Origin of the sequence: Pseudomonas sp. NFX15, from assembly GCF_049132105.1 — a bacterium.
GTDB lineage: Bacteria > Pseudomonadota > Gammaproteobacteria > Pseudomonadales > Pseudomonadaceae > Aquipseudomonas.
In genome coordinates this window covers 43,749-56,312 of record NZ_JAFMPV010000032.1, presented here as the reverse complement: position 1 = coordinate 56,312, position 12,564 = coordinate 43,749, and the positions used below count along the sequence as shown (strand labels likewise).

Sequence of the window (12,564 nt, the reverse complement as noted above, 5' to 3'; positions counted from 1 at the left end):
TTACAACCACAGACGCTGTCACACCGCCTCGAACAACCTGCCGCCAGCCATCTTTGAAAAGCTAGCGGCGTAATACTCCTACAGAATGGTCTAAAAAAACTGGACCACTTCAAGCCAGCTCCTACAAAGGTCTCGGGGGTGTTCACGGTATCCGCGTCTGGCCTCAATCCCGTGTAGGAGCTGGCTTGCCAGCGAAGGCGGTGTGTCAGGCACCATCGATGTTGGACGTGCCGGCCTCTTCGCTGGCAAGCCAGCTCCTACCGGTTTGTTGGTGTATACGATACCGACGTCTGGCCTCAATCCCGTGTAGGAGCTGGCTTGCCAGCGAAGGCGGTGTGTCAGGCAACATCACTTCTGGTCGTGCCGGCCTCTTCGCTGGCAAGCCAGCTCCTACAGGTTTGCGGGTGTTCACGATACCGGCGTCTGGCCTCAATCCCGTGTAATTGGATGGACTTGATGTTGAGACTGCGGGCGGCCTGCAAGAAACATCCACATCGGACACTGGCGATGAAACATTGCGCCTGGTCTGCATCGATGCCCGACGCCAACTGGCGCCACGACGTGTTTTTAGCGAGGGGCGCACGATACCCACTGGCAACGGCGGGCGCGCTGGTTCCATGAATGACATCGAGGACTCCCTGTCGACCTGAAACTGACAGTGTCCATCCTGCGTTCTGTTCATTAACCTGACGTGGCAATGCCTCAGGCATTGGGGGTTTGCCGGAAGCTGACCGCCAGGCGATTCCAGCTGTTGATGGTGGCCACGGCGATGGTCAGGTCGACCATTTCACCCTCACTGAACTGCTCACGGGCGAGCGCATAGACATCATCCGGCACGTGGCTTTCGGCAAGCAAGGTGACTGCTTCGGTCCAGGCCAGTGCGGCGCGCTCGCGGGGGTTGAAGAAGTTGCTGTCACGCCAGACCACGATGGAATACAGGCGCCGGTCACTTTCGCCCAGACGCCGGGCATCCACCGAGTGCATGTCGGTGCAAAAGGCACACCCATTAAGCTGCGAGGCGCGGATCTTGATCAGGTGCAACAGGCCCTGCTCGATGCTCAGGCTGCTGGTCAGCGCCTCCATGGCGATCATGGCTTTCATCGCTTTGGGGGACGCACTGTAGTAGTCCAGTCGGGGATTCATCGAGGGGTCTCGGGCTGCCTTGAAGTCATGTTCACGGTAATCGCCCGCGCGAAGGCATGACAGATCCAATCCGCCGATTTCCCCGGGGACCAGGCCCGCCAAGCCAATTAACGGTTTTTCCACTGCACAACTTCTGTATCACGCGCAGTTAGGGGTAATCTTGCGCGACGCACACGCGCCCCCACAGCCCCGGAGCCTCGCCGGCATGGAACTACACGTTGTCATCAACGGCCGCAAGGACCTGGCGGGCCAGCTGTACAACCAACTGCGCAGCGCCATCGAAACCGGGCGCCTGGCCGCCGGCACGCAACTGCCGCCCAGTCGACTACTGGCCGAACAACTGGGCATTTCGCGCAAGACCATTTCCGACACCTACGCCCAGCTGACCTACGAAAACTTCCTCACCGGGGTCGTCGGCAAAGGCACCTACGTCAATGCGCGCACCTCCAGCGTGCAGCGTAAACAGAGCCATACCGAGCTGGGTGGTTTCGAGGTCATCGAGTCCTGGCGCAACCTGCCGGTGTTTCTGCGCCACCCGACACTGGAAGGCGCGCTGCGCTACGACTTCATCGGCGGCGCCACCAGCAAGGGCCAGTTCCCCCAGGATGACTGGCGGCGCTGCACCGCCCATGCGCTGCGCCAGATGGCGGCGTCCAAGGGTTTCTACAGCCTGCCCGAAGGCTTGCCGGCCCTGCGCAACGCCATCGCCCGGCACATCGCGTTCTCCCGCGGGGTCAATTGCCAGGACGAGGATGTGGTGGTGTGCAATGGCGCGCAGCAGGCGCTGGACCTGATCGGCCGGGTGCTGATCAGTCCGGGCAGCCTGGTCGCCATGGAAGACCCCGGCTACCCACCGGCGCGATTGCTGTTCGGCAGCCATGGCGCCACGGTGATCGGCGTGCCAGTGGACGCCGAAGGCATCGTGGTCGAGCAGATTCCTCGTGGCACTCGCCTGATCTACGTCACCCCGTCGCACCAGTTCCCGCTGGGCATGCCGATGAGCCAGGCACGGCGGGTCGCGTTGCTGGCCAAGGCCCATGAACTGGGCGCAATCATCATCGAGGACGACTACGACAGCGAATTCCGCTACGAGGGCCGTCCCACCGACTCCCTGCAAAGCATGGACGAACGAGGCATCGTCGCGTACATCGGGACGTTCTCCAAAACCCTGCTGCCGGAGTTGCGCCTGGGTTATGCGATCCTGCCGCCGGCAATCCTCGAGGCCGTGGTGCGGGCCAAGCAACTCACCGACCTGCACACTTCGACCTTGCCGCAATGGGCCTTGGCCAAGTTCATCGCTGAGGGCTGCCTGCTCAAGCACATCCGGCGCTGCCATTCGGTCTATGCCCAGCGCCGCGAGCGGATCCTGGCGCGCATGGCCGGCGACCTCGTGCCCTGGCTTGAGGCGATACCTTCCACGGCCGGCTTCCACATGGTGGTGATGTGCAAGGTGCCGCTGGATATTCCACTGGTGATCGAACTGGCGAAAAAAGTCGAAGTCGGGCTCTATGCCATCGACAGTTTTTACTATCAGCAAGCGCCCAAGGCCGGGCTTCTGCTGGGTTTTGGCGCTATCGAAACCCTCGACATCGACACCGCCCTGGACCGCTTACGCGACATCCTGCAACAAGTGGCCTGACGGATTGGCCTGCGGCTTTATCCGGCGATTGGCTATTGGCGGTCCCGGGGTGCAGGCCTATCCTGCAGGGGCGTTATCCCTCAATGAGCAGGATTCGTCCGGCCTGATTCAGGAGTGTGAGCAATGTCCTATGAAGTGATCAATACCGTACAGGTGCAGGCCGCCGCCGGCCGCTCGGATGAACTGGGTAAACAACTGCAAAAGATTGTCGAAACCCTGCGCGAACTACCGGGCTGCGATTCCTATATGGTCGACCGCTGCCCAGAGGACAGCAATCGCTGGACCGTCAGCGCCCGCTGGCAATCGGAAGCGGCGATGCAATCGCATTTCAACAGCCCGCAAGTCCAGGGTTTTATCGGCCTGATCGATAGTCAGCTGGCCAATGCCGTGGACTTCAACAGTTTCCCGATCGTTTAACCCAGACCTGTGGTGAACCCTTGTGGCGAGGGAGCTTGCTCCCTCGCCACGGTTTACCTCTGGTCCGGCATACTCTCTGATTGGTCCCCTCTCCTTCCCGAATATTGGCTGTTTGATCCCCACCACTTGCGCACTACTGTTGTCTTCGACAACTCACCCACCGCAGGTAAAGAACCATGAACGTGTTGCGCCTCTGTGCTGCCCCCCTTGCCGCCCTGACTCTATTGGCCTCTGCATCGGCTTTCGCCCGTGACCCGTCGGAAAAGATCACCGTTTTGCAGGACGAAATGCTGAAAAACGTCCCGGGTCAAAAAGCGCTGATGGTCGAAGTCGACTATAAGCCCGGCCAGTCTTCCATCGCCCACAAACATGAAGGCAGCACCATGGCCTATGTCCTGTCCGGCGAAATCACCTCCCAGGTCAAGGGCCAGCCCGAGAAAACCTACAAGCCCGGAGAGTTCTGGTATGAGCCAGCGGGTTCGGAACACCTGGTGTCGAAAAACGCCAGCGCTACACAACCTGCCAAGTTACTGGTGTTCATGGTACTGGCCCCGGATCAGAAAGTTTTGATCCCCCTGGAACACTGATGGCTGAACGGACAGCCATAAATAAACAGGCTTGAATCGCGAATTCGGGCCTTTTTATTTCTTCACGCAATTAACCGGAAATCTTTAAACCAAACAAAACTATTGTTCGGCATTTAAGTGCACAGATGGGCGATTTAAATAAATCATCCAGGGTTTAGTCTTGAGTCACCGCCGGCATAACACCGGCAATTACAACTTCCGACTGAATTGTTTCACTGGAGAAACACCATGAAACTTGCGCTTGCCAGTACATTGACCATGGCGGTTGTTTTAACCGGTTGCTCGATCCCCACCGCGCCGACAGCCGTTTCTTCGCTGAACGGCATTTTTACCGAGCCGGTCGGCCGCAGCGCGTCCACCCACATTACCAACGGTAGCCATGTCTCGCTGGGCATCGTCTACAGCCAGAACACACAGGCCAACCGCGCCTATCTTCAGGAGTACCAGGCCAATGCTGGCACTGGCTTCGGCCAGAGCCTGCTGGTGCAACCGATCCATGACGCCTATGTCGCCACCTCAAAACCTGACCTCGCGGTGGACTGGGTCAAGGCCTCGCTGCAACGCCAGTTTGGTTCCGTGACGGTTTATCCGGACATGCAAAGCCTCAAGGCCGCGAAACCGGATGTGATGGCCATCGTCGACACACGCAGCCAACTGATCACCTCTCGCAGTTCGGATGTCGAGTCCAACGTCAGCGCCGACTTCTATGATCACAACTTCAACTACATCGGGACGGCCCAAGGTCATGACGCCAAGGCGCTGAGTCCGGTATGGGCTGATTTCAAACGCAGTGAAGAAATTGTTGCCGATATCAACGAGCAACAAAACGTTCAAGTAAGGGCACTGCGGAAGTTTGATCAGTCGCTCAACAACATGATGGCCCAACCGACAAATAATCTTTCGGCCATTGAAACCACAACGGACCGCAAGACCTTCTGAGCGCACTTATTGTGATCGGCCCTGCTTCTTCAAATGACGGGGCTGGTCACGCAGTGGGTTGTTACGATCAAACGCCAGCATCGTGAAAATATACGAAACGAATAACTACTGCACCAAACATCTGACTGACGTTACTCTGAAACTCCATCAAGGGATACAACACATTAAATAAAGGAGTATTTATGAGCACAAACGAAGAACGTTCATTCATCGCACGTGTTACTTGCAACGGCAGCCCCATCACCTTTCTCCAGGAACTTATGTTACCGGCTCTTCTCAATACTGAGGCATTGCCAAAAAACATCATCACGGCTCAAAACGACTATGATCGAGCCCCCAAACTGGTTCGTGATCCATTTACTAACGAAATGGTTCCCGTCGGTTACTCGATCCCAACCAAAGACACCGTGGTGGTGCATTTCATATGCTATGGCGACTATTACAATATGAAAATAGTCGGGGGCCCTTATGATCAAATGTACATCAGCCATAACGACAAACCCGTTCTGGCAGCCCTTCCGCCCGCGGGTGCGAACACCACTTCATTCAACTTGCTGGACGTTGCTCACAACATCATCACCCTTGATGACTTGCGTTCCGACAGGTCTACCGTTTACTTGAAAGCCCGCAACGCGGGGGTTATCAGAAAACAAATAACAACGAACACCGACCGTTACTCGGTTTTTAATGATCGTTCAGGAGACATCGTGAAATTCGAACTAAATATACTCAAGCGGCATGCGGTCTGACCACAAATGCAAGAGGCTGTGTCCGAGTCGAAAGGAAGTGACCTTCGCGCCAGTAAATGAAAAAAAAGCCCCGCATCTTTCAATGCGGGGCTTTTTCATTCAGCGCCTGATCAGGCTGCTGGTTCCAACTCGGCGGCGACAGCGGCAGGTACCGCCGCTTGACCGCTTAACGCCAGGTCCAGCAGTTCACGGTTGGCCACCGCGTACATGGCGTAGTCAGTGCCGCTTGCGGCACGGATTTCCACCAGCATGGCGCGCCAGCGTTCAATCATGTTCTCGTGCTGCGCCATCCACAGCGCCAGGCGTGCTTCCACGTCCTGAGTGCCGTCCTGTTGCAACACCGAGATGGTGATCGCACGTTGCTGCCAGTCGACGTCATCGCGGAACGCTTCACGGGCCAGGGCCTGCCAGTTGTTCTCAACCGGCAGAGCGCTGATCTGTTGCAGGTACCAGGTGATGTCCAGCGCGCTGCCCACGGCGAAGTAGGCCTTGGCCACGTCCGCAGGGTTCTGGCCGGTCACGTCGGAGGCCTCGATGATCGGCAGCAGGGTATACAGGTGCGAAGTGCCAGCCACCATGCGCGCCAACAGCTCCGGCACACCGGCTTCGACGTACGCCTGATAACGACTCTGCCAAGTGTCGCGGATCTCGCCACTGAGCAGTTCGTCGAGCTTGAGGCCCAACTCCTTCAGGTGCGGGCCGAAATGCGCGACGTCACGGGCAGCGTTCTGCTCGTTGCGACGGGCACGCAGGAACCAGCGCGTAGCGCGACGGCCCAGGCGCATCAACTCGTCCATCAGCTCCAGTTGCACGTCGGCGGCGACCTGGTAGTCCAGGGCTTCAATCTGACGGAACCAGTGCGGGAGGTGGAAAATGTCACGCACGATCACGTAGGCACCGGCCACGTTCGCCGGGCTCATGCCGGTCGACTCTTTGAGTCGCTGAACGAAGGTGATGCCCATGTGGTTGACCAGGTCGTTGGCGATCTGGGTGCTGACGATTTCGCGCTTGAGGCGGTGACGACGCATGGCCGCGGAGAACTTGTTGACCAGCGTGGGCGGGAAAGCGGTTTCCATGTCGCGGGTCAGGTAATCGTCGTCCGGCACCAGGGAGCCCAGCAACTGTTCCTTGAGGTCGATCTTGCTGTACGAGATCAGCACCGACAGCTCGGCGCGGGTCAGACCATGGCCCGCCGCGACGCGTTCGTTGATCTGCTCTTCGTTCGGCAGGAACTCGATGGCGCGATCCAGCTTGCCGCGACCTTCCAAGTCGTTCATCAGGCGCTTGTACTCGGCAATCCGCGGCAAGGCGCGACGGGCTGCCAGGGACAGGGCCTGGGTCTGCTTGTAGTTGTTGCCCAGCACCAGGTTACCGACTTCGTCGGTCATGCTCGCCAGCAACTGGTTGCGTTGCTTGTCGGTCATGTCGCCGGCCTGAACCACTTCGTTCAGCAGGATCTTGATGTTCACTTCGTGGTCGGAGCAGTCCACGCCACCGGCGTTGTCGATGAAGTCGGTGTTGGAACCGCCGCCATTGAGGCCGAATTCGACGCGACCCAGTTGGGTCATGCCCAGGTTACCGCCCTCGCCCACAACCTTGCAGCGCAATTCGTTACCGTTCACGCGCAATGCATCGTTGGCCTTGTCGCCCACGTCGGCGTGGCTTTCGCTGCTGGCCTTGACGTAGGTACCGATACCGCCGTTCCACAGCAGGTCGACCGGCGCCTTGAGCAAGGCGTTCAGCAGTTCGGTCGGGGTCAGCTTGTCGGCCTTGATGTCGAAGCGTTCCTGCATCTGCGGGGAGATCGCGATGCTCTTCGCGCTGCGCGAGAAGATACCGCCACCTTCGGACATGATGCTGGTGTCGTAATCCGACCAGGACGAACGCGGCAAGTCGAACATGCGCTGGCGCTCGACGAAGCTGGTCGCCGGGTTCGGGTTCGGGTCGATGAAGATGTGCAGGTGGTTGAATGCCGCAACCAGTTGCAGCTTGTCGGACATCAGCAAACCGTTACCGAACACGTCACCGGCCATGTCGCCGACGCCCACTACAGTGATGCTGTCTTCCTGGACATTGATGCCGCGCTCGCGGAAGTGGCGCTGTACGCCGACCCACGCGCCCTTGGCGGTTATGCCCATTTTCTTGTGGTCGTAACCGGCCGAACCACCGGACGCAAACGCGTCACCCAGCCAGAAGCCGTAGTCGATGGCGATGCCGTTGGCGATGTCGGAGAAGGTCGCAGTGCCCTTGTCCGCCGCTACTACCAGGTACGGGTCATCATCGTCATGACGCACGACATTGGCCGGCGGTACCAGGGCGCCGTCCTTCAGGTTGTCGGTGATGTCCAACAGGCCCGAAATAAAGATGCGGTAGCAGGCGATGCCCTCGGCCGCGATCTCGTCACGGCTACCGCCCAGTGGCAGGCGACGCGGCAGGAAGCCGCCCTTCGCGCCCACGGGCACGATGACCGAGTTTTTCACTTGCTGGGCTTTTACCAGGCCCAGGACTTCAGTGCGGAAGTCTTCTTCACGGTCGGACCAGCGCAGGCCGCCACGGGCGACGTTACCGAAGCGCAGGTGCACGCCTTCGACGCGCGGCGAGTAGACGAAAATTTCGAACTTCGGTACCGGCTTCGGCAGCTCCGGAATCAAGTGCGGGTTGAACTTGAAGCTGAAGTACGACTTGTTATGGCCGTTGGCATCGGTCTGGTAGAAGTTGGTGCGCAGCGTGGCCTTGATCAGGTCCAGGTAGCGACGCAGGATGCGGTCTTCGTTGAGCACTGCAACGTCGTCCAACGCGGTAACGATGGCCTGTTCCAGGCGTTGCTGCTTGTCTTCCAGATCGTCACCCGACAACTTGCGCGCCAGGTAGAAACGGGTCTTGAACAACCGGGTCAACTCGCGAGCGATGTCGGTGTGGTTGTTCAGGGTGCTGGCGATGTAGCCCAGGTCGAAGCCCAGGCGAATCTGCTTCATGTAGCGGGCATAGGCACGCAGCAGCGCCACGTCGCGCCATGGCAGGCCGGCGGTCAGCACCAGGCGGTTGAACGCATCGTTTTCGGCATCGCCACGCACGATATGGACGAAGGCGTCCTGCAGCGTGTCGTTGAGTTGCTGGATGTCGAGGTCCAGGCCTTCGGCGGCGGTGAAGGCGAAGTCGTGAATCCAGAACTCGCGGCCATTGGTGTGACGCAGGCGATACGGGAACTCACCCAGCACACGCAGGCCAAGGTTTTCCAGGATCGGCAGAACGTCGGACAGCGCCAGCGGGGTATCGGCGTGATACAGCTTGCAATGCAGCATGCGCTGGCCGGACACCTGGCCCAGCGGCTGATAGAAGCTCATCACCAGCGGATTTTTTTCGTTCAGGCTCAGCAGGTGCTGCATGTCGACCACAGCCGAATGCGCAGCGAAACGCTCGCGGTAACCGGCCGGGAAGCCTTTCGGGAAGTCAGCCAGCACGTTGGTGCCGTGGGCTTCGCCGAAGCTTTCGACGGTCAGCGCGGCGTAGTCGTCCTGCCAGCTGCGGCAGGCCTGCACCACTTCTTTTTCCAGCAGCAGCGGGTCGATGTCGAGACGGTTTTTCGGGTCGACACGCAGGATCAACTGCACGCGGGCCAGCACGGACTCGGAGAAGAACGTCCAGAACTCGCAATCGGTCGCCTTCAGGCGATCCATCAGCACTTGCTGGATCTTCTGGCGCACTTCGGTGGAGTAGATGTCACGCGGCACGTAGGCCAGGCAGTAGCAGAAACGGCCGTACGGGTCTTTGCGCAGGAACACGCGAATCTTGTTGCGCTCCTGGATCTGTACGATCGACATCACGGTGCTGAACAGCTCGTCCACCGGGGTCTGGAACAGGTCGTCGCGCGGCAGCACTTCGAGCACCTGCGCCAGTTCCTTGCCCAGGTGAGCTTTGGACTGGAAGCCCGAACGGCGTTCGATTTCCTCGACCTTGCGGCGAATGAACGGGATCACCCGCACGCTCTCGCCATACACCGACGAGGTGTACAGGCCCATGAAACGGCATTCCTTGATGACCTTGCCGTTGGCGTCGATTTCGCGGATCGACACGTAGTCAGGGTAAGCCGGACGGTGGACACGGCTTGGGTGCGCGGCCTTGGCGAACGACAGCAGGGTCGGTTCACGCAGGTAGTTCACGGCGTAGTCTTCGATGCGCAGGTCGTCGTGGGTCAGGCCGGCGCGCAGCAGTTTGGTCAGGCCGAGGAAGGAGTCCTTGTCGTAGACGATGTGGCCGCCATCGGCTTCGTCGCTGACCACGAACTCTTCATAGCCGAGGAAGGTGAAGTGGTTGCCCACCAGCCATTCCAGGAAGCTCTTGATTTCGTTCTTTTCGTCGGCATCGACGGCGAACTGGCTGTTGTCCAGCTTGGCCAGGATGTCCTGGACCTTGGCCTTCATCGGCTCGAAATCGCCGACGGCCACGCGGACCTCACCAAGCACCTGCTCCAGCTCTTTGCTCAGCACGTTGAGCTCAGCGGTGTTGGCGCAGCGGTCGATCTCCAGGAACATCAGCGATTCTTGCTGGATGTCATCGCCCTGGGTGCCTTTGGGCAGGACTTCCAGCAACTCGCCCTTGCTGCCACGACGCACGCTGAGCACGGTGGTTTGCAGGGTGTGGATGCTGTAGCCGCGGCGGTTCAGCTCGGTGCGCACCGAGTCCACCAGGAAGGGCAGGTCGTGGTGCAGTACTTCGACCGCGGTGTGGGTCGACTGCCAGCCGTGGCGTTCGTAATCGGGGTTGAAGACGCGCACTTGCGGTTGCGCGTGATCGAAGCGCTCAAGCAGGCGCCATGCAGAAAGGGTGCAACCAGCAAGGTCGGACAACCGACGTTGGGTCAGCTCGTCAAGGGAAATGATGCCGAAGAATTGTTCAGCGAACAGCGCCACTTGTGGCAGTGCCTGTTCACTGATGTGCTGCGCCAGTGCCGCTTGCAGTTGGTGCTGGAAGTCGGCTTTGCTGGCTGCGGTGAAGAACGCCATCTGTGGTACTCCGCTTGGGCTTGTTATTGATGAAAGCGTCGCGTGCAACACCCCTTTTGGGGTTACCGTCACCCGGCTCCTGATTCTCGGGCAGAGGAAACAGGGTGACAGGTGGGTGAAGCCGGACGAGACACTCAGGTCACATTCACCTTCCGTGAATGGGCATCTGCAAAAACGACTGGGCCACGTACAGCGCAATGTCTTTACGGGTGCTCATCCGTTGCGCAGCTTAACGAGTGCGGCAAGGCCCATGCTTGCGGTGCTGCGACATATTCGGTCAACGGTACGCAGCGCAAGGCATGCGCATCGAACAACACTAGCATTCGCACAGGAAAATGACGGTTTTCCGTCCGGTTTTACGGGACTTGCGTACCAGAAATGACCAGTAACACTCTGCTCGCTCAAAAGCCGGTCATTGACACGTGGACGAGCAGAAATTGGCGCGCACTGGCAGAATCGCGTTTTGTTGCCTTTACCGCGCTCGTCGAGCCAGGAATTTCCCATGAAAATGAAAACCGCCCTCTTGATTGTCAACCCGTGCGACGACGAAGAAGACAACATGGCCATGCTCTGCTGCCACAGCGACCAGGGCGAGATGTTCCTGATGAGCCGCTACCCGGATGAAGACGAGTTGGAAATCACCCTCGACGGCGAACCCTCGACCCTCGACGGCGTGAAAATCACCCTCAGCCCTTCCCTGCTGAAGATCGAAATCGCCGCGGCCGATGCCGATGCGCTGAATGGGGACGATGTGCTGGAAATCAGTTTTGATGCGGACATGACGGACATGGACGAGCTGGAAGAAACCTTGCAGAACATTCTCAAGGACACCGGGACTTATATCCGCCAGATTTGAGGTGCATGACCGGCCCTCATCGTGCGCAGGCTCGTTCCTACAATTGATCGTCGTACACCGTCGATGTGGGAGTGAGCCTGCTCGCGATGAGGCCGGCACAGCCACCCGATCACTCCCCCGCTGAAAAAATCCAGCCATTGTCCCGATCATTTCCCCCAAATTGCGCAAAATGCCGTTAGTCGCCACCCCCCGCGATGGATTAAAGTAACGCCCCCGGCCCTGGCGTATTTCGAGCGTCCTCGGCCACCCTTTTGCAGGAACAGTCACAGATGGAACATCGTGAAGCGCTGCTCGCGCTGCGAACCTTTCTTTCAACGCAGATTCTCGGCCAGGAAAAACTCATCGAGCGCTTGCTCATCGCCCTGCTCGCCGACGGCCACATGCTGGTCGAGGGCGCCCCTGGCCTGGCCAAGACCAAGGCCATCAAAGAACTCGCCGAAGGCATCGAAGCTCAGTTCCACCGCATCCAGTTCACCCCCGACCTGCTGCCGGCCGACATTACCGGCACGGAAATCTATCGCCCGGAAACCGGCAGTTTCGTGTTCCAGCAAGGGCCGATTTTCCACAACCTGGTACTGGCGGACGAAATCAACCGCGCCCCGGCCAAGGTCCAGTCGGCCCTGCTCGAAGCCATGGCGGAGCGCCAGGTCAGTGTCGGGCGCAGCACCTACGAGCTGTCGCCACTGTTTCTGGTGATGGCCACGCAAAACCCGATCGAACAGGAAGGCACCTACCCGCTGCCCGAAGCCCAGCTCGACCGGTTCCTGATGCACGTGAAAATCGGCTTCCCGGACGCCACGGTTGAACGCAAGATCCTGCAACAAGCCCGCGGCGAAGCGCTGAACGGCGAGACCAAGCCCGAGCGCCGGGTCAGTCAGCAGGCAATTTTTGCCGCTCGCAAGGAAATCCTCGGTTTGTACATGGCCGACGCCGTGGAGGAATACCTGGTGCAACTGGTCATGGCCACCCGCACCCCGGCCAAATTCGATCCGGAAATGGCCGAGTGGATCGCCTACGGCGCCAGCCCGCGCGGCTCGATTGCCCTGGACCGTTGCGCCCGCGCCCACGCCTGGCTGGCCGGCCGTGATTTCGTCAGTCCCGAAGACATCCAGGCCGTGCTGTTCGACGTATTGCGCCATCGCATCATTCTTTCCTTTGAAGCCGAAGCCGCTGGCATCGATCAGGACCGTGTGGTCCAGCGAATTCTCGACGTCGTAGCCGTCGCTTGACC

General features: G+C 59.3%; 9 protein-coding genes. 7 read left to right on the top strand and 2 right to left on the bottom strand.

The window, feature by feature from the left end:
* Positions 1 to 702: 702 nt before the first annotated feature.
* Positions 703 to 1,143, bottom strand: coding sequence for a carboxymuconolactone decarboxylase family protein (locus J1D76_RS24435; RefSeq protein WP_421140915.1), 441 nt, complete (start codon positions 1,141 to 1,143; stop codon positions 703 to 705).
* 205 nt (positions 1,144 to 1,348) lie between these two features.
* On the opposite strand from J1D76_RS24435, the gene J1D76_RS24430 reads away from it, so the two are divergent.
* The 5 genes from J1D76_RS24430 to J1D76_RS24410 all read left to right on the top strand — a co-directional run bounded on the left by J1D76_RS24430 (position 1,349) and on the right by J1D76_RS24410 (position 5,474).
* Positions 1,349 to 2,782 carry a PLP-dependent aminotransferase family protein gene (locus J1D76_RS24430; protein WP_421140914.1) on the top strand — a complete coding sequence of 478 codons (1,434 nt, stop codon included), beginning with the start codon at positions 1,349 to 1,351 and terminating at the stop codon, positions 2,780 to 2,782.
* A gap of 123 nt (positions 2,783 to 2,905) precedes the next feature.
* Complete coding sequence (locus J1D76_RS24425) at positions 2,906 to 3,199, top strand: putative quinol monooxygenase (RefSeq protein WP_421140913.1); 294 nt, start codon at positions 2,906 to 2,908, stop codon at positions 3,197 to 3,199.
* A gap of 176 nt (positions 3,200 to 3,375) precedes the next feature.
* Entirely contained in the window at positions 3,376 to 3,786 is a 411-nt protein-coding gene (locus J1D76_RS24420; RefSeq protein WP_421140912.1) for a cupin domain-containing protein, read from the top strand.
* A 228-nt stretch (positions 3,787 to 4,014) separates the two neighbouring features.
* Complete coding sequence (locus J1D76_RS24415) at positions 4,015 to 4,725, top strand: ATPase (protein WP_421140911.1); 711 nt, start codon at positions 4,015 to 4,017, stop codon at positions 4,723 to 4,725.
* A gap of 182 nt (positions 4,726 to 4,907) precedes the next feature.
* Positions 4,908 to 5,474, top strand: coding sequence for a hypothetical protein (locus tag J1D76_RS24410; RefSeq protein WP_421140910.1), 567 nt, complete (start codon positions 4,908 to 4,910; stop codon positions 5,472 to 5,474).
* 110 nt (positions 5,475 to 5,584) lie between these two features.
* Here the strand turns inward: J1D76_RS24410 and J1D76_RS24405 are convergent, their stop codons facing one another.
* Positions 5,585 to 10,477: an NAD-glutamate dehydrogenase gene (locus J1D76_RS24405; protein WP_421140908.1), complete on the bottom strand. Its 4,893-nt coding sequence runs from the start codon at positions 10,475 to 10,477 to the stop codon at positions 5,585 to 5,587.
* Positions 10,478 to 10,979: 502 nt separating this feature from the next.
* Here J1D76_RS24405 and J1D76_RS24400 point away from each other — a divergent pair.
* Both J1D76_RS24400 and J1D76_RS24395 read left to right on the top strand, forming a co-directional pair.
* A complete protein-coding gene (locus J1D76_RS24400) occupies positions 10,980 to 11,333 on the top strand; it encodes a hypothetical protein (RefSeq protein ID WP_421140907.1) in 354 nt (117 codons plus the stop codon).
* A gap of 269 nt (positions 11,334 to 11,602) precedes the next feature.
* The gene (locus J1D76_RS24395) at positions 11,603 to 12,562 is read left to right on the top strand and encodes an AAA family ATPase (protein WP_421140906.1); all 960 of its coding nucleotides are present in this window, start codon (positions 11,603 to 11,605) and stop codon (positions 12,560 to 12,562) included.
* Positions 12,563 to 12,564 lie beyond the last annotated feature (2 nt).